This is a genomic window from Ferrimonas sp. (genome assembly GCF_048263965.1).
Lineage (GTDB): Bacteria > Pseudomonadota > Gammaproteobacteria > Enterobacterales > Shewanellaceae > Ferrimonas.
This window is the reverse complement of the sequence record NZ_JBLXDO010000002.1, coordinates 126,520-145,003: the sequence shown is the minus strand read 5'-3', so window position 1 is coordinate 145,003 and position 18,484 is coordinate 126,520. Positions and strand designations below refer to the sequence as shown.

Sequence of the window (18,484 nt, the reverse complement as noted above, 5' to 3'; positions counted from 1 at the left end):
CAGTGCGCTTTTTTCGGGAGTTTGCGGTACTCAAAAACAGCCGTTTTAAACAAGCGATTGCATTCTGGGTACCACGAAATGGGGCGTCGGTTGCAAAAATGTAGCTAACATATGGTTTTTGCGTTACTTTGGGTGAAGTCGCAATGGGCATATAGAGCGGCATTTCAACCAGAAACGCGCCTATTGTGACGAATTTCACTACGGAAGACAAAACTAATGCTGGCGGCCATTTTCCCGTCTGAAGCCCTTAATCCCTTGGGGGCGGTCGCGAGCAAACAACAAGGATTGGGGAGAGAAAATGAGACGACTGCTGTTAAGTACCGCCGTCCTGTCGGCCCTGGCATTGTCCGGTTGTAGCGGAGACAGCTACCAGGAGGACAGCAACAAGGCCGACCCTGTCAAACGTTATGCCCGGGTCAGTTTTGATCCCGCCAATGGTGTGGTCCCCCTGCCCAATGATCTGCTTTTCCTCGGTACTCCGGATGGTACCCTGCAGATTCCTGCGGAATTGGAAGGTGCGCCATACACCGACCCTGAAGCGGCCCTGGGGGCCCTGGACGGTTGGGGCACGACTCAGCCCATTCAACTGAATATTGAGCTGCTGGATGATGTCACCATCGACACCGCCAGTGCCTCCCAGGCAGGCGCGGTGCGTCTGTTTGCCGTGACCCTGGGGGGCGCGCTCTCCCCGGATGCGGAGTGCAGCGCAGCGCCTTCGCTCTCCATCTGTAAGATGGGCGATGAGCTGACCTGGGGCGTGGACTTTATCACCACGGTCAGTGGCAGCACTGTGATTGCCCAGCCGCTGAAGCCTCTGCCGGCCACCAGTGGTTACCTCTATGTGGTGACCGACCAACTGCTGGACTCCGACGGTCGCGTCATCGAAGCATCTGAGACCTACAAGCAGCTGAAGCTGGACATCAACACCAAGCCTCTGCCTGAGGGCAGCAGCCGAGATTTGCAAGCCCTGACCAACAACTATCTGGGTGCCCTGGCCAGCGGCCATGGTATCGATCCGGACACGGTCAATTACACCGGGGTGTTCAGCACCCAGTCGGTATTTGACGTTCTGGAAACCACCAAGCAACTGGTGGCGTCCCCTGCGCCTGAACATGCGCCGTTTGAGCCAAGCTGGACCCAGCCGCCGACGCCCACCGGCCTGACCGCCGCGCAGATACTGGGACTGGACCCGGCCCTGGGTGTGCCCTACCTGCTGGCCGATGCCACCGATGTATGGACCGCAGAAATTGAGCTGCCCTACTACCTGACCGCTCCGACTCCGGCCAACCCCACCATCACCAGCACCTGGAATGCCCTGGGTGACAGCCCGATTGCGGTGCTTCAGGCCCTGCAGGCGGGCACCCTGACTCTGGAGAAGTTTTCCGAGCAGATGGTGGCCTGTGGTCGCGATCCTGTGGCCGCTGTGGACGACCCCTCAGAGATTGTCGGTTGTACCATCAATCTGGACGACGGCTCGCCATCGGACCCTACCCGTCACCTGACCCGCTTCAATCCGGTGCCTGCGCCGAAGAGCCGCCAGACGGTGCCGGTACAGATCACCATCCCCAACTCTGCCAAGCTGGCGGCACTGGGTATTGATGTCTCCGTGCCCGCCACCGGTTGGCCCCTGAGCATGGCGCTGCACGGCCTTGCCGGTACCAAGGAGACCACCCTGGCGAATGTAGGCAGCATGACCGCCGCCGGCCTGGCGACCATCGCCATTGACTTGCCGCTGCACGGTGCCCGTGGTTTCGATTTCAATGGCGACGGCGTCTATGAGATCAGCGCCACCGATCCCAGCCTGGGCGCGCCCTTTGCCAACGGCAGTGGTTTGGTGTTCGTCAACATTGGCAGCGGTTTGACCACCAGGGATAACTATCGTCAGGCGGTGATCGACAACCTGGCCCTGCGCGCGGCAGTGACCGGTCTGGTGATGGAGCAGGTGGCCAATGAGCTGCCTCCGCTGTTTGACCTGACCAAGGTAACCCTTCAGGGACTGAGCCAGGGCGCCATCACCGGCAGCAAGGTGACCACCTACGCCAACACCCCCATCGCCGGGGTGCCCGTTGAGATGAACCCCTTTACCCTGCAGGCCAGCTCTCTGACCGCTCCGGCCGGCGGCCTGGCCGGCACTTTCGCCGGCAGCCCGGCGTTCAAGCCGGCGCTGATCGACACCCTGGTGGGTGTGATAGCGGAAGAGGCGGGCATTCCCAAGCCTGAGCCTGGCACTCCGGAGTATGAGGCCCTGGCCAAGCAGGCTGAGGAGGAGCTGGTTCCACCGCTGATGTTCTCCATCCAGACCCAGATCGAGGCGGTGGACCCCATCAACCACGGCGCCGCCCTGGCGGCCACCGGCAGTAATGTGCTGGTGATTGAGGTGGTGGGTGACGGTGCGGGCAACCTGCCCGACCAGACCCTGCCTCCGACCATTGAAGGCGCGCCTCTGTCCGGTGGTGAGCCGCTGATTACTGCCATGGGGCTGGGCTGCATCGACACCACCACCCAGGGCGAGAGCGTCTCCGGTGCGGTGCGCTTCCTCAAGGGCCACCACAGCTCACTGTTGTCGCCCAATGAGATCCCTGGCGTAACCGATGGCAGCGCTGCCGCGGCGACCGTAGAGATGCAGTCCCAGGTAGCCGCGTTCTCCGCGTCAGCAGGCATGATGCTGCCGGTGACCAACGCCGACCTGGTTCAGCCCTGCTCCTAGGACACAGTTGTTGACACTCTAAGACCCAGCCTCAGGCTGGGTCTTTTTTTGCTTTTCGGTATAGAATGGGCGCAAACCTCTCTAGGAGTTTGATTTTGGAGTTTTTATACGAGTACGGCCTGTTCCTGGCCAAGGCGGTGACCCTGGTGGGCGCTATCGCCGCGCTGATTGTGGTGGCCGCGGTGATGGGACGACAGCAGCGACCCCAGAAGGGGGAGCTGCAGCTGACCAACATCAGCCATCAGCTGGAGGATTATGAGCATCACCTGGAGGAGATGCTGCTGAGCAAGGAGCAGCTCAAGGCCAAAGAGAAGGCTCATAAGAAGGAGGAGAAGGCCAAGGCCAAGGAGGCCAAGTCCAAGGTGGATGAGCCCAGAGAGGGCAGGGTGTTTGTCCTGGACTTCAAGGGGGGCATCGAGGCCAACGAGGTGGCCAGCCTGAGGGAGGAGATCACCGCCCTGCTGACTGTGGCGGACAAACAGGATGAGGTGCTGGTTCGCCTGGAGAGCGGCGGTGGCGTGGTCCACGGTTACGGTCTGGCCTCCAGCCAGCTGGCTCGCGTCCGTGACGCCGGCATCCCCCTGACCATCGCCGTGGATAAGGTGGCCGCCAGTGGCGGTTACATGATGGCCTGTGTGGCGGACCGCATCGTGGCGGCGCCCTTCTCCATCATCGGCTCTATCGGTGTGATTGCCCAGTTGCCCAACTTCAACCGCCTGCTGAAGCGCAGCCACATCGATTACGAGCAGCACACCGCCGGCCAGTTTAAGCGCACCCTGACCGTCTTCGGTGAGAATACCGACGAGGCCAGGGAGAAGTTCAAGGAGGAGCTGGAAGAGACCCATGGCCTGTTCAAGTCCTTCATCACCAAGTACCGCCCAGAGCTGGATCTCGAGAAGGTGGCCACAGGCGAACACTGGTTTGCCACCCAGGCGCTGGAGCTTGGTCTGGTGGATGAGCTGGCGACCTCGGATCACTGGCTGATGGAGAAAGCCAAGGACAAAGAGGTGCTGAAGCTGGCCTATGTGATCAAGAAGAACCTGGCCAACCGTTTCGGCCGGGGCGTATCAGAGGCGTTGGAGAGTGTGCTGTCCAAGGTGACTGAACTGAATCAGAAGAGCCGCTACTAAGTGGGTCCTGAGGATAAAAAAGGCGCCCATCGGGCGCCTTTTCTGTTTGATTACTCCTCGAGGGGGGCGTCAAACAGGCTCAGCAGCTGGTCGCCGGTGAGGCCGGTGGCCAGACTCTGGTTTTCTTTGTCGTAGATGGCATCCGCCAGAGCCTGCTTCTGCTGCTGCAGCTCCATCACCCGCTCTTCGATGGTCTGCTCGCAGATCAGCTTGTAGACGAACACCGGCTTGTCCTGACCGATGCGGTAGGCCCGGTCGGTGGCCTGATTCTCAGCGGCCGGATTCCACCAGGGGTCGTAATGAATCACCGTATCCGCCTGGGTCAGGTTGAGGCCCACGCCACCGGCTTTCAGGGAGATGAGGAACACCGGCACCTCGCCGTCCTGGAAACGGTTGATCGCCTCCTCCCGCTTGCGGGTCTGGCCGGTGAGCTTGCTGTAGGGGATGCCGGCCTCCACCATGCGCTGCTCAATCAGGGCCAGCATCTGGGTGAACTGGGAGAAGATCAGGATGCGGCGGCCATCCTCCAGCATGGAGGGGAGCATCTCCATCAGGAAGTCCAGCTTGGCGGACTCCTGCACCCCCTGGGCCTGCTCCAGCTTGACCAGCTGCGGGTCACAACAGATCTGCCTCAGCTTCAGCAGGGCATCGAGGAACTCGATCTGGCTTTTGGCCATCCCCTTGCTTTGTAGCAGCTCCCGTACCCTGGACTCCATGGCGGCGCGAACGCCCTCGTAGAGCATGCGCTGGGGCGCGGGGAGGGGTATGGTTTGCACCATCTCGGTCTTGGCGGGCAGCTCCTGAGCCACCTGGCTCTTGGTACGGCGCAGCAGGAAGGGAGCCAGCCGGGCCATCAGTTCGCCCTTGAGCTCGCCGTTGCCCTCCTTTTCGATGGGCTTGCGGTACTGCTGGGCAAACTGACTTTCTCTGCCGAGGAATCCGGGCATCACGAAGTCGAACAGGGACCACAGCTCCCCCAGGTGGTTCTCCATGGGAGTACCGGTCAGGCACAGGCGCTGACCGGCGGCCAGCTGCTTCACCGCCCGGGTGATCTTGGCGCTGGTGCTCTTGATCGCCTGGGCCTCATCCAGAATGGCCAGGGAGAAGCTCAGGGAGCGGAACTGGTCGATGTCTCGTCCTACCAAGCCGTAGGTGGTGATCACCAGGTCGTATTCACCCAGGGTGTCAAACAGAGGGTGTCGGTCCTGGCCATGGAGTATCTGCACCTTGAGCTGGGGGCAGAACCGGGCAGACTCGCTGCGCCAGTTGCTGATCAGGCTGGTGGGGCACACCAGCAGGGCCGGAGCGGTCAGTTGACCGCGCTGCTTCAGGGTCAGCAGGTGTGCCAGGGTCTGCAGGGTTTTACCCAGACCCATGTCGTCCGCCAGGATGCCGCCGAAACCGAATTGATGCAGGAAGGCCAGCCAGTTCAGCCCCTGTTGCTGATAGGGACGAAGCTGGGCCTGCAGTCCGGCGGGCGGTTCAATCTCTTCGATGCCGGCAAAGTGGTTCAGCTTGTGGGCCAGGGTCCGAATCCGTTCTCCCCCTACCCAGCGGGCTTTGCCGGGCAGGTGCTCCAGCACGGCGGCCTGATGGGTGGGCAGGCGCACCTTGTCGCCATCGGCGGTGGAGAGCTCCTCCAGGACCGCCAGTACCGGACGGATGGCCCGGTTGGCGATGCGCAGGGGCATGGCCCCTTCGCGGTGGAGCAGGATGGGGTCTTCGTTGCCCCGCCAGTCGGAGTTCTGCTCCAGCCAGGTGAGCAGCAGCGGCAGCAGTTCCACCTGCTTCTGATCGATCTCCACCGACATGCCCAGGCTGAACCAGTTGTCCCCCTCCTCGATGCTGAGGTCGAAGGCGGGGATCTCATGGGGCAGCAGCGGCAGGCTGGGGTCAATCTCCAGTCGCCAGCCCTGACCGTCGATGGCGGCCTGGTGTTGGCTCAGCAGCCGCTGCCAGAACGCCAGATCCGTGGAGGCGGTAGCCAATTTTAGATAGGCGGCCAGGGACTGCTGGGGGGCGTCCAGGCCCGGGTGTTCGAACTCGGACAGCTGCAACTGACGATACAACTCCAGAGCCCGGTGTTCCCTGTCACTCTCCCGGCTCACCTGCCAGTGGCCGCGGTCATCGGAGAAGCGGGTCTGCTGAGGCCGCTCCAGCACGCTGGGGCTGAGGATCAGGTCGCCATACTCGAACCAGAAGAAACTGACGATACCCTCATCGCTGGGGAGCAGCTTGAGTACCGGGGCAAAGGGGGCCTCTATGGTCCGGTAGTCGGTCTGGATCGGATGGGGCAGGGTGGCCTGATCAAACTGCTGGGCTATCTGATCACCAAAGTGTACCGCCTGCTCCCGGGGTAGGGCTGGCAGGCGCTTGAGCTGATGCAGCACCTCGGTGGAGAGCTCGGTCTCCAGTGGGCCGGCACTGAAATCCTTGAGGTTGATATACCAGGGCGGGGAAAAGGGCACCAGCACCCAGGGTTCACCGTTGTCCAGGCTGGAGTGCAGTTGGTATTGATTGTCCTGCTCCCAGTGGAACCGCAGCTGGCGACGGGGGCCCAGAGTCAGGATGTTGACGGGCTCCTCCCAGAAGGCTAACCCCTGCTCCAGCAGTTTTTCAAAGGCGTAGCGATCCAGTTCACTCTCCAGGTGAGCGTACCGGTACCAGAGATTGCCCCGGGTGGCCAGGAGCAGACGACTGTAGGTGACCACCTCGTCGCTGGCCCAGCCGTCACCCTGATGGGTGGCCACGTTAAACAGTTGCTTGACGGTGAACTTGCTGAAGCCGCCTCGCTTCAGTCGACGGCAGTTGCCAACCTCCACGGTGAGGGATTCGCTGGCACTGGCGTCGCGGGCCACCGTGGGGGCGATGCGAAACAGCCCTTCCAGGGCGGAATCGCCCTGTGGCTCTACCGTCTTAGGGGGGTGAATCTGGTTGAATTTCTCCAGCCAGGCCTGATACCTGTCCTGGTGACCATGGTGCTGGTCCAGAAGGGTCAGCAGCAGGGCGACGGCGTGTTTGCACTGCTGTCCGACCGGACAGTTGCAGAAGCTCTCCAGAGAGGCCTTGCTGCCGTTTTTGCGCACCTCGATGCTGGTGTCGTACTGGTTGTCCCGTCGGCCAAGGGTGGTGCCATGCACCGTGCCGCCGCCGGGCCCCAGCTCCGCCTGGAGCACCATCTCCTCTTCGAAGTAGCGCTTGCCCCTGGCGAAGGTGGCTTCGTCGAAGTTTTTCTCTACATCCGCGAGACGAAATAAAAGCATCAATAATCAAGCCGGGTCACAGAGTGAATCAACCATCTTACCATCGACCCCACAGAGGGTTAATAGCCTTCAATCCCTGTTTTCGGCCGAATAGGAATAACCGCTCAGGGATCAGGCGGTTTGTTCAGTTTCAGTCTGGTTTACCCCAGGTTTCTTGTGGTTGAGCGCCTTCTGGTAGAACTGAGCTGACCAGGATTTTTGCTCCGCGGTGGTGCGGCTGTCATGGTGAGGCAGCCATCGGCTCCATCTCGATGAAATGAGAGGTCACCTCCTTACTGATGTCGTCGTCTCATATTTCCAAATGATCACAAAAAATCAAAATTGATTCCTTTGGGTTATATGAAAGTGCCAAGTTGAATTGTTGTTAACGCTGATCTGACGTTCACTTAGACGCTGACTTAGACTGACTTAGGATCACAGGATGTCCCCTACCCTGACCCATCTGGATCGCCTCGAGGCAGAGAGCATCCACATCTTCCGCGAGGTGGCGGCGGAGTTTGAGAAGCCGGTAATGCTCTACTCCGTCGGTAAGGATTCCTCGGTACTGCTCCACCTGGCGCGAAAGGCGTTCTATCCGGGCAAGATCCCCTTCCCCCTGTTGCATGTGGACACCACCTGGAAGTTCAGGGAGATGATCGAGTTTCGCGATCGCATGGCCAGGGAGCACGATTTTGAGCTGCTGGTGCATAAGAACCCGGAGGGCCTGGCCATGGGGATCAGCCCCTTTGTTCATGGCAGTGCCCTGCATACCGACATCATGAAAACCCAGGGTCTGCGCCAGGCCCTGGATCACTACGGGTTTGATGCGGCCTTTGGTGGCGCCCGCCGCGATGAGGAGGCCTCCAGGGCCAAGGAGCGGGTCTACTCCTTCCGTGACAGCAACCATCGCTGGGATCCCAAGAATCAACGCCCCGAGCTGTGGAACCTCTACAACGCCCGGGTGCACCCAGGGGAGAGCATTCGGGTGTTCCCGCTCTCCAACTGGACCGAGTTGGATATCTGGCAGTACATCTACCGCGAACAGATAGAGATTGTTCCCCTCTACCTGGCGCAGCCGCGTCCTGTGGTGGAGCGCGACGGCAGCCTGATCATGGTGGATGACGAGCGCATGCCTCTGGAGCCCGGTGAAGCGCCGCAGATGCGCAGCGTTCGCTTCCGCACCCTGGGGTGCTATCCCCTGACCGGCGCCATCGAATCTGAGGCCGACACCCTGCCGGGGATCATTGAAGAGATGCTGCTGGCCACCACCTCGGAGCGCCAGGGCCGGGTGATCGACCGGGATTCCGCCGGGTCGATGGAGAAGAAGAAGATCGAAGGTTATTTCTAGGTCCAAAGGAGAGCACCATGACCAACAACCCAACCCCGGTGGCGCTCCGAGTGGAGCAGTACCTCAAACAGCACGAAAGCAAGGCGCTGCTGCGTTTTATTACCTGCGGCAGCGTGGACGACGGTAAGAGCACCCTCATCGGTCGTCTGCTGCACGATACTAAGGCGCTGTATGACGACCAGTTGGAAGCGGTCAATGAGCAGAGCCGTACCCAGGGCACCACGGGAGAGCGGCCGGATCTGGCCCTGCTGGTGGATGGCCTTCAGGCGGAACGAGAGCAGGGGATCACCATCGATGTGGCCTACCGCTACTTTTCTACCGACAAGCGCAAGTTCATCATCGCCGACACCCCGGGCCATGAGCAGTACACCCGCAACATGGCCACCGGCGCTTCCACCGCCGATCTGGCCATTATCCTGGTTGACGCCCGTTATGGGGTGCTGGAGCAGACCCGTCGCCACAGTTTCCTGGTCTCCCTGCTGGGGATTCGCCAGGTGGTGGTGGCCATCAACAAGATGGATCTCAAGGATTATGACCAGTCGGTGTTTGAGTCGATTCAGACCCAGTATGCCCAGATGGCCCAGGAGCTGAACCTGGAGACCATTCACTATCTGCCCATCTCCGCCCTGGAGGGGGACAACGTCGCCCAGCTCTCCCCGCAGATGCCCTGGTATCAGGGACCCAGCCTGTTGGACCTGTTGGAGCAGGCACCAGGTGCGGATCGCGCCGCCGACCAGGCTTTGCGCCTGCCGGTGCAACTGGTGGTCAGGCCCAACCTGGATTTTCGTGGTTTTGCCGGCACCCTGGCCTCGGGCTCCCTGAGTGTGGGGCAGGGGGTGAAAGTGCTGCCCTCCGGCACCCCGGCCAAGGTGGCGGGCATTCATCAGTTTGGCAAAGAGCTGAGCTCTGCGGTGGCCGGACAGGCGGTTACCGTGACCCTGGACAGAGAGATTGATGTCAGCCGCGGCGACTGGCTGGTGGCGGACGACGAGTCTGTTGCCCTGAGTCAGGGCTTGCGCTCCAAACTGGTGTGGATGGCCGATACGCCCCTGGAGCCGGGCAGAGAGTACCGCATCAAACTGGCCACCAGTTCGGCCCGTGCCCGGGTCAGCAAGGTGGAACATCGCATCGACATCCGCAGTTGGGAAGCCCTTCAGAGCGAGACCCTGGGGCTCAATGACATTGGCCAGGTGGTTCTGCAGACGGACAGGCCTCTGCCCGTGGACAGCTACGCACAACTGCGGGACACCGGCGCCTTTATCCTGATCGATCCGGTGACCAATGGCACCGTCGCGGCGGGCATGGTCCAGGAAGCCGCCGAGACCGGTGCTGCGTCAAGGCAGGATTACTCTCAGTTTGAGCTTGAGCTCAATGCGCTGATCCGTAAGCACTTCCCCCACTGGGATGCCAGGGATCTCAGCAAGTTGACCGGAGGCGGGTCCAACTGATGACCGCGGTTCACGGCCAACTCCTGGCCCTGGCGGCCTCACTGTTTCTCGGGCTGGTGTTTACCCGCCTGAGACCGGTGCTGCTGTTTTCCGGCGGCGCCATCGCCCTGGTGATGCTGGGGCAGTTGCAGATGGACAGGCTGCTGAACCTGGCGGCGAACCCGGGGGTGATCAGCCTGCTGCTGCTGATCCTGGCGTCGGCCGGTGTGGAGAAGACCCGGCTGCTGAGCTGGCTCAGTGGCCGGCTGTTCCGCAGCTCCTACCGCAGTACCCTGCTGAGGATGGGCAGTGGCACCATGGCTGCGTCGGCGTTTCTCAACAACACGGCGGTGGTAGCGGCCTTGATGGGGCGGGTGAAGGCAAATGCCGATCATCTGCCTTCGCGTCTGCTGCTGCCCCTCTCCTACGCCGCCATCCTTGGGGGGACGCTGACCCTGGTGGGCACCTCCACCAACCTGATTGTTAACAGCTTTCTGCTGGAGGCGGGCAAGCCCGGACTGGCGATGTTCGATTTTCTGCCCGTGGGTCTGGGGGCGGCCGTTGCCGGGTTGGGGTTGATACTGCTGTTGTCGCCGCTGCTGCCCCATAACGCCAGCCATACCGAGGAGGAGGACCCCTACTTTATCGAGGCCAAGCTGCAACCGGGCAGCCCCCTGGCGGGACGCACGGTTCAGGAGAACGGATTGCGGGCACTGGAGCGGTTCTATCTGGCTGAGGTGGTGCGCCAGCACCAGGTGATCTCGCCGGTGTCGCCAGACACCAGGCTGGAGGAGGGGGATAAGCTGGTGTTCTGTGGAGATGTCAGCCGGGTGACCCTGCTTTCCCAGTTTCGAGGTTTGACCCTGTTTGCCGAGGGACAGGCCCCCCTGGACAGACAGCTGACCGAGGTGATTGTCAGCCCCACCTCCAGCATCATCGGCCAGACGCTCAAGTCAGCGGAGTTCCGCGGACGCTTCGATGCCGCCGTGGTGGCGATGCGACGCCGCGGTGCCCGCCTGTCTGGCAAACTGGGGCAGATCCCCATCGAAGCCGGAGATGTGCTGGTGTTGTCCACCGGGGCGGATTTTGTGCCCTCACCCCGTCACTTCTTCGTGGTGGGGGACACCCAGCTGCAGACCCAACTGACCCTGTTTCAGGAGTGGCTGGCCATTGGCGGTTTCGTTACCGCCCTGACCCTGAGTGCCCTTGGCCTGGTAGAGCTGGTGGCGGCACTGGCCCTGCTGCTGCTGGTGATGCTCTCCGGTGGGATCCTGTCGGCCCAGGAGGTTCGGACCCGCTTTCCCTTCGAGATCTGGCTGATCATCACCGGTGCCCTGGCGATGGCAGACAGTGTGGCCCAGTCCGGGCTGGCGCTGATCGCCTCGGAGCAGCTTCACCTGCTGTTCAATGGCCAGGGGGTGGTGGTGGCCTTTGTCGGCGTCTACCTGGTGGCCCTGCTGCTGACCGAGGTGATGACCAACAACGCCGCGGCGGCCCTGAGCCTGCCTCTGGCCCTGGGGCTGGCGGAGGCCTTTGGCAGCAGTGCCATGCCCTTTGTGATGGCGGTGGCCTATGGCGCCAGCGCCAGCTTTATCAGCCCTTTCAGTTATCAGACCAACCTGATGGTGATGAGCCTGGGGCAGTACCGGTTCAAGGACTACCTGACGCTAGGGGTGCCCCTGTCGTTGCTGTACAGCCTGGTGGTGCTCTACCTGATCCCCCGTTTCTTTCCGTTTTGAGGTAACAATGACAGAGAATCTAACCTGGCACAGCCATACGGTCAGCCCGGAGCAGCGCCGCCGGCTCAAGGGGCATGGCAGTGCACTGCTGTGGTTCACCGGGCTTAGCGGCTCCGGCAAGTCCACCCTGGCCAACGCCCTTGAGCAGAGGTTGGTGACCCAAAAGGTGCACAGCTATCTGCTCGATGGCGACAATGTCCGTCTCGGCCTCAACGGTGACCTGGGCTTCAGTGACCAGGACAGGGTGGAGAACATTCGGCGTATCGGCGAGGTGGGCAAACTGTTTGTGGCCTCCGGTACCCTGTGCCTGAGCGCATTTATCTCTCCCTTCCGCGAGGACAGGCAGCGAGTCCGGGACGCCCTGGCTCCGGGCCAGTTTATCGAGGTGTTTGTCGATGCCCCCCTGGAGGTGTGTGAGCAGCGGGATCCCAAGGGCTTGTATCGCCGAGCCAGGGCGGGAGAGATTCGCAACTTCACCGGCATCGACTCAGACTATCAGCCGCCCCAGAGCCCGGAGATCCACATTCAGACCGACCGGCTTGACACCGAGCAGGCGGTGGACAAGATAGTGGATTACCTAAAACGCCACGGAGTGCTTACCCCTTGAATCTGGACAGCTTAACCCGAACTCAGCGCCTCTCCCTCCTCGAAGCCATGGAAGTCATTGCCCTAGAGGCTGGCGAGGCGGCCATGGTTCACTACGGCAATCCACAGACCCGTTATAAGGGGGACAGTACTCCGCTGACCGAGGCGGATCTGGCCAGCCACAGGGTATTGGTCAAGGGGCTCAGTGGCCTGACTCCGGGGCTGCCGATTCTCTCGGAGGAGTCAGGTGTGCCTGACTGGGAGCAGAGGCGTCAGTGGCGCCGTTACTGGCTGCTGGACCCCATCGATGGCACCAAGGAGTTTATTGCCGAGAACGGCGAATTTACCGTTAATATCGCGCTTATTGAGCATGGCCGTCCGGTCTTGGGTGTGGTGGTGGCACCGGCATTGGCCAGAAGCTACAGCGGCGGTCCCGGGCTGGGGGCCTGGCTGGTTGAAGGCGGGCGGAGGACCGCTATCACTGCGAAGCCTCAAAGGGCGGTTCCCCGGGTGGTGTGCAGCCGCTCCCACCCTTCCCCCGAGTTGGCCAGCTGGCTCAAGGCGTTGGGTGAGGTGGAAAGGGTGTCGGTGGGCAGCTCTCTCAAGCTGTGCTTGCTGGCACAGGGGGAGGCCGATCTCTACCCCAGGCTGGGGCCCACCAGTGAGTGGGATATCGCCGCCGCCCATGCGGTGTTGTTGGGGGCCGGCGGTGATCTGTCGCTGATGGAGGGCGGGGAGCTGCTTTACAACGCCAAGCCCTCGCTGCTCAACCCCCATTTTCTGGCCAAAGGGGCGGATTGAGGACAAAAAAAACCACCCCAAATCGAGGTGGCAGAAAAATATGGAGATGATGATGAAACAAATCTGAGTTCAATTTGTTACATAGGGTCAGAGTCGCCATTCCTGAGAAAGTTCAAAGAAAGGGGTAAAAAAATTGATTTTTTTTCCTCCTTTTTTTGAAGTTGCTGTTTTAAACGAATTTTCTCCTAGGCGATTTTCTTTCCTCCAGGCCCTTTCTGGCCCCGAACTCAGTGGGCGCGCATCTTTGGCCCGCCGTTTGTATACTTAAGTCATCGCGCCCGCTACTGAAGGAGGTGGACAGTGAGGGCTGCCGCTGTTCTGTGGATCATTCCCACTCTGGTGTTTGCGTTCGCTGGCACGGCCGAGGCCAGGGACTACGGCGCCGCGGCCGTGAGCGGCATCTCCGTAGTGGTCGGGTACGGCTCGGGCTATCCGCGTCACTATTATGACTACAGGCGCCACCACTATCGCTACTCCCCCTTCTACCCTCGTTCCTACTACCATGGCCCTCATTACCGGCGACACTACTATGATGACCGCCCGAAGAAGCCCAGGGCTGCCCGGACCATCATCGTCGATGGCATCGCCTATGAACTGATTAATGGACAGTACTATCGGCGCCAGGGAGACAACTACCGACTGGAGTCTCCCCCCCGGGCGGGCAGTTACCGGGTGTTGGGTGCCAGGGAAAAGCACCAGCCTGGATACAAACCGGGCCAGACGGTGTCTCAGCTGCCTGAACCTAAGAGCCAGGTCCGGGTCAGCGGCCGCCTCTACTGGGTGCATCAGGGGATCTGGTTTGCCTCCCTGGAGCAGGGTGGCTTCGTGGTGATTCAGCCTCAGAAATAGGCGTTGTGCACAGGGGCTGAAGATTTTTTTGGTTCAGGGTGAACTTTGTCACCGGTCGTGACTCTATATAGGTGTAACGAATTTGGTTTCATCATCTCCCTAAATTCTTTCGCGCCGCCTCAATGAGGTGGCGTTTTTTTTGTTTATCTGCCAAGCCCTGGGCGAGCCAGAAAAAAACGGAGAGAGGAGGGAACTAAGTCGCAGAGAGTGACTCTATATCTCTGTAACGAATTTTGTTTCATCTTCATCTCCCTGAATTACTTTGCGCCATCTCCTTGAGATGGCGTTTTTTTGGTGGTGTGAGCCGGGCACAACCGGCTGCAGCATCAGAATGGGAGAAAATCGCAAAGTGTCGGAACTATCTGGAAGGTGAGGACTCTATTACTCTGTAACGAATTTGATTTCATCTTCATCTCCCTGAATTACTTTGCGCCGCCTCCTTGAGGTGGCGTTTTTTTTAGGGAGCGTGCTAGATAGGTAAGAAACGTTGAAAAAAGTTGGGGAAAGCGGGAACTAAGCGGAGTGGGAACGCTCTATATAGGTGTAACGAATTTGGTTTCATCATCTCCCTAAATTCTTTTCGCCACCTCCTTGAGGTGGCGTTTTTTTTGGGGGCCTCGAAAGGCCCCGCTGTTGGGATCAGTTGGCGCTGCGGCGCTTCTTAACGGCTTTTGCCAAGTTCTTCAGCACCTTGGCGCTGTCATCCCAGCCGATGCAGGCGTCGGTGATGCTTTGACCATAGGTCAGGGGCTCGGTCAGGCTGAGATCCTGACGACCCTCTACCAGGTGGCTTTCCACCATGGCGCCAAACAGATTGAGATCGCCTCCCGCCACCTGGGCACAGACATCCTCACAGACCTCCAACTGCCTCTTGAACTCCTTGCGGCTGTTGGCGTGGCTGAAGTCCACCATGATGTTGGCGGGCAGGGCGGCCTTATGCAGCTGCTCGGTGATGGCGGCCACATCGTCGGCGCTGTAGTTGGGTTGTTTGCCGCCGCGCAGGATGATGTGGCAGTCCTGATTGCCGGTGGTGGCCACGATGGCGGAGTGACCGTACTTGGTGACCGACAGGAAATGGTGTGGGGCACTGGCGGAGTTGATGGCGTCGATGGCGATCTTGATGGTGCCGTCGGTACCGTTCTTAAAACCGACCGGACAGGACAGGCCGGACGCCAGTTCCCGGTGTACCTGAGATTCGGTGGTACGAGCACCAATGGCTCCCCAGCACATCAGATCTGCGACGTATTGGGGGGTGATCATATCCAGGAACTCGCCGGCGGTCGGCAGCCCCATCTGGTTGAGGTCGAGCAGCAATTTGCGGGCGGTGCGCAGGCCATCGTTGAGGCGGAAGCTGTTGTCCATCATGGGATCGTTGATGAGGCCTTTCCAGCCTACCGTGGTGCGGGGCTTTTCAAAGTAGACCCGCATGACGATCTCCAGATCATCCTTAAGCTCCTCCCGCAGCTTGGCCAGCTTCCGGCCATACTCCAGGGCAGCCTCTGGATCGTGAATGGAGCAGGGGCCGATGATCACCAGCATGCGGTCATCCTGACGGTTCAGGATGTTGTGAATGGACTGGCGGGCCTGATAGACGGTCTCGGCGGCGCGGTCGTCCAGGGGAAATCGTTCCAGAATCGCAATGGGGGGCAGCAGTTCTTTGATCTTGTCGATGCGAACATCATCGGTTTGGTAGTACATAATGCGACTCCAGAAATATGTTTTTAATTAGAAAGATACCTAATCCGGTTGGGGGTCCCACTCCGACTCTAAATGAGGGGCGGTCTAAGAGGCAAGGGAGACTCTGCAACTTTTTTCAAAAATCCATGAACTTTTTGCGATCCAGGGACTCTGAATCAACAGTAAACGCATTTAGGTATGCCTGTTTTCATCATCATCTCCTTTGCTACAGAATTCTTAGTACAGCCACGCCAAACTGGGGTGGCTTTTTTTTGTCCGTTTCACGGAGGCTCGGCCCAGGGTGTCATCATAGTGTCAACAGAGTGCTGATATACTTGGTCTAGGGAATGACATCTGCTCGACCCCATCCGGCAACCCACCTCTAAGGAGGCCGACATGCCCAATCTCCACTCCGATAAGGTTCATAAAGGCAAATGGTCTGATCTGGCCCTGTGGCGGCGTAACCGCTTTGCCCCTCCCGACAGATTGTTTTTCCCCATAGTGGTGGTTCTGCTTTTCGCAACTGGCGTCCTCGGACTGTTGACCAAGTTGTTCTAGGATGGGGCGCCGCACAAACTCTGTTATGATTTTGATACCTAAATTGGAACAATAGACTGGCCATTAACGGTTATGCGAATCGGAATTGATCTGGGCGGAACCAAAATCGAAGGGATCGCCCTCAGCGATCAGGGACAGGAGTTGTGGCGCGAGAGAGTTGCCACCCCCCAGGGAGACTATCAGGGAATTCTCCAGGCCATTGCCGGCCTGGTGCAAAGAGCGGAAGCCAACCTGACCCTGACCGGCAGTGTCGGAGTCGGAATCCCCGGGGTGCTCTCTCCTCAAACCGGCAAAGTGAAGAATGCCAACACCCAGTGTCTTAACGGTCAGGCTTTGGATCAGGACCTCTCCCAACTCCTGAATCGGGAAGTGCGCCTGGCCAATGACGCCAACTGTTTTGCCGTGTCCGAGGCGGTGGACGGAGCCGGGCAGGGTAAGAGCCTGGTGTTCGGTATCATTCTGGGGACGGGATGCGGAGCAGGAATCGCCGTCAATGAGCGACCCCTGGTGGGAGCCAATGGCCTGTCCGGAGAGTGGGGCCACAATCCGCTGCCCTGGATGACCCCACAGGAGTACCCGGGATCTCCGTGTTTCTGCGGACGCCGTGGCTGCATCGAGACCTTTGTCTCCGGGACGGGCTTTAGCCGCCAGTACAGTCAGCTGACCTCCCACAACCTTCCTGGCGACCAGATTATCCACCGCATGCGTCAGGGGGAGCCTGCCGCCAGCCAGGTGTTTGAACTCTACTGTGATCAATTGAGTCGTGCCCTGGCCCATGTGGTTAACCTGCTGGATCCGGAGATCATTGTGCTGGGCGGGGGGATGTCCAACATCGACGAGCTTTATCCAGAGCTGAACCGCCGCTTGGCTGCCGATGTCCTGGGCCGAGAGTGCGTCACTCAGGTGGTGGCCAACCGCCACGGGGATTCATCCGGGGTGCGCGGTGCTGCCTGGCTCTGGGGACGCTGATGCTGGGTTTCTGGGTTAAGAAAGGGATCTCGGCACTGCTGCTTCCCATACCCCTGGCTGTCCTGTCAATCCTGTTTGGATTGTGGCTGTCCCGGCGTCGTCCTCACCTGGGGAGAGCGTTTGTGCTGGCGGGGCCCGCGCTGCTGCTGTTTCTCAGCTCCAGCTTTGGCAGTCAGTGGCTGGCTCGTCCCCTGGAGCAGCAGTATCCGGTTTGGACCGGCCAGAGGGCCGAGGTGATCATGGTGCTGGGCTCAGGCCATGACTCTTCCATCAGTCCCATGGCTCACCAGCAACTGTCTGATACCGCCCTGGCCCGCCTGACCGAAGGGGTGAGGCTGCAGCGGCTCAACCCGGACAGCATCCTGGTGCTCAGTGGCTGGGGCGGGGAGGATCCCCTGCCTCATGCTGTGGTTGCCGAATCTGCGGCCGAGGCGATGGGGGTTCCAGCAACGCAGATAGTGACCTTTCCCACCGCCCTGGACACCGCCATGGAGGCGCGCCTGTTCAGGGAGCGATTTGGGGAGAAGGAGGTGATTCTGGTCAGCTCTGCCACCCATATGCCCAGGGTGATGGCGCTGTTTCTCAGCAGAGGGGTAAAAGCAGTGGCGGCGCCCACGGACTTTATTGGCCGTGGTGCCCCTTGGTGGAAGTTCAGTGCCTCGAATCTCCAGACCTCAGAGCGGGCGCTTCATGAGTATCTTGGTTTACTCTGGCGTCGATTGGCGTCACAGTAGCTTCCCGGCGAGCGCGGCGCACCATGGATCTTTGGTGCGCTAGCCTTAATTCCGCGCTGATGATGTCCACGCCAGTGGCGAATTCACTTTCCGAAAGCAGAATGTGGAAACCGCTTTTCTGGGCCAATTGATCGCTCAGATACTGTTGCTGGTGCAGCAGATCCGGTTGCGCCAGCAGGCCATCGGTGACCGCGGGGACGCCAAACTGTTTCAGCTGTTGCTGGCTGAGTCGGCACCAACGTCTTAGTTGTCTTGGGCTCAGTTGTTGCCAAACTCGGGCGTCGCTTTTCAGACGGATGCCGAGGAGCTGGAGCTCGCTGACGAAGTCGATGCGTTGGATCTGGTCCCAGCGGATGGGGACGACGGTTTGATCAATGAGCAGCAGTACGCCGCGGTCGTCGGCAATGAGGCTGTGTCGCCCCTGCCGGATGTGTCCCATGGCGACGGCCAGAGCCACTGCCGAGACCAGCACCCAACCGATGGTGAGAGGATAGAGGCTGCCGAAGTTGACGGCGAAGCCCAGGGCAGTCAGCAGACTGATCAAGGCTCCCAGGAACAGGGGTTGGCCATAATGCCGACTCCTGGGTGAGTATGTGAGTACATCCATTCATAGCCCCTTGTTCCACTCGTATCAGCTGAAAATCAGCACGAGTTGAATTCAATGACACACTAAGAATAGTCAGGGATGGAAAAAATAACAGCGCCATTGGGCGCTGTT

General features: G+C 60.1%; 14 protein-coding genes. 11 read left to right on the top strand and 3 right to left on the bottom strand.

Annotated elements, in window-relative coordinates:
* Positions 1-298 precede the first annotated feature (298 nt).
* Positions 299-2,707 carry a VolA/Pla-1 family phospholipase gene (locus tag ACN0RV_RS03455; protein WP_417345606.1) on the top strand — a complete coding sequence of 803 codons (2,409 nt, stop codon included), beginning with the start codon at positions 299-301 and terminating at the stop codon, positions 2,705-2,707.
* Between the two features lie 95 nt (positions 2,708-2,802).
* A complete protein-coding gene (gene sohB, locus ACN0RV_RS03450; protein WP_417345605.1) occupies positions 2,803-3,837 on the top strand; it encodes a protease SohB in 1,035 nt (344 codons plus the stop codon).
* A gap of 50 nt (positions 3,838-3,887) precedes the next feature.
* Here the strand turns inward: sohB and ACN0RV_RS03445 are convergent, their stop codons facing one another.
* Entirely contained in the window at positions 3,888-7,100 is a 3,213-nt protein-coding gene (locus ACN0RV_RS03445; protein WP_417345603.1) for an SNF2-related protein, read from the bottom strand.
* Positions 7,101-7,521: 421 nt separating this feature from the next.
* On the opposite strand from ACN0RV_RS03445, the gene cysD reads away from it, so the two are divergent.
* From cysD to ACN0RV_RS03415, 6 genes are all read left to right on the top strand, one after another.
* Positions 7,522-8,427, top strand: a complete 906-nt coding sequence (cysD, locus tag ACN0RV_RS03440; RefSeq protein WP_417345601.1) for a sulfate adenylyltransferase subunit CysD — start codon at positions 7,522-7,524, stop codon at positions 8,425-8,427.
* Positions 8,428-8,444: 17 nt separating this feature from the next.
* The gene (gene cysN / locus ACN0RV_RS03435; protein ID WP_417345599.1) at positions 8,445-9,875 is read left to right on the top strand and encodes a sulfate adenylyltransferase subunit CysN; all 1,431 of its coding nucleotides are present in this window, start codon (positions 8,445-8,447) and stop codon (positions 9,873-9,875) included.
* Positions 9,875-11,593: an SLC13 family permease gene (locus ACN0RV_RS03430; RefSeq protein WP_417345597.1), complete on the top strand. Its 1,719-nt coding sequence runs from the start codon at positions 9,875-9,877 to the stop codon at positions 11,591-11,593. Before cysN ends, ACN0RV_RS03430 begins: the two co-directional genes overlap by 1 nt.
* A 7-nt stretch (positions 11,594-11,600) precedes the next feature.
* A complete protein-coding gene (gene cysC / locus ACN0RV_RS03425) occupies positions 11,601-12,200 on the top strand; it encodes an adenylyl-sulfate kinase (RefSeq protein ID WP_417345595.1) in 600 nt (199 codons plus the stop codon).
* Positions 12,201-12,247: 47 nt separating this feature from the next.
* Positions 12,248-12,979, top strand: a complete 732-nt coding sequence (gene cysQ, locus ACN0RV_RS03420) for a 3'(2'),5'-bisphosphate nucleotidase CysQ (RefSeq protein WP_417345849.1) — start codon at positions 12,248-12,250, stop codon at positions 12,977-12,979.
* 300 nt (positions 12,980-13,279) lie between these two features.
* The gene (locus tag ACN0RV_RS03415; RefSeq protein ID WP_417345594.1) at positions 13,280-13,828 is read left to right on the top strand and encodes a hypothetical protein; all 549 of its coding nucleotides are present in this window, start codon (positions 13,280-13,282) and stop codon (positions 13,826-13,828) included.
* Between the two features lie 639 nt (positions 13,829-14,467).
* On the opposite strand, the gene aroG is transcribed toward ACN0RV_RS03415, so the two are convergent.
* Positions 14,468-15,526: a 3-deoxy-7-phosphoheptulonate synthase AroG gene (aroG, locus tag ACN0RV_RS03410; RefSeq protein ID WP_417345593.1), complete on the bottom strand. Its 1,059-nt coding sequence runs from the start codon at positions 15,524-15,526 to the stop codon at positions 14,468-14,470.
* Positions 15,527-15,901: 375 nt separating this feature from the next.
* On the opposite strand from aroG, the gene ACN0RV_RS03405 reads away from it, so the two are divergent.
* From ACN0RV_RS03405 to ACN0RV_RS03395, 3 genes are all read left to right on the top strand, one after another.
* Entirely contained in the window at positions 15,902-16,063 is a 162-nt protein-coding gene (locus ACN0RV_RS03405; RefSeq protein ID WP_417345591.1) for a hypothetical protein, read from the top strand.
* 72 nt (positions 16,064-16,135) lie between these two features.
* Positions 16,136-17,032, top strand: coding sequence for a fructokinase (gene mak, locus ACN0RV_RS03400; protein WP_417345589.1), 897 nt, complete (start codon positions 16,136-16,138; stop codon positions 17,030-17,032).
* Positions 17,032-17,766 carry an ElyC/SanA/YdcF family protein gene (locus ACN0RV_RS03395; protein WP_417345587.1) on the top strand — a complete coding sequence of 245 codons (735 nt, stop codon included), beginning with the start codon at positions 17,032-17,034 and terminating at the stop codon, positions 17,764-17,766. Before mak ends, ACN0RV_RS03395 begins: the two co-directional genes overlap by 1 nt.
* On the opposite strand, the gene ACN0RV_RS03390 is transcribed toward ACN0RV_RS03395, so the two are convergent.
* Positions 17,684-18,373, bottom strand: coding sequence for a hypothetical protein (locus ACN0RV_RS03390; RefSeq protein WP_417345585.1), 690 nt, complete (start codon positions 18,371-18,373; stop codon positions 17,684-17,686). The genes ACN0RV_RS03395 and ACN0RV_RS03390 overlap by 83 nt on opposite strands.
* Positions 18,374-18,484: the final 111 nt, after the last annotated feature.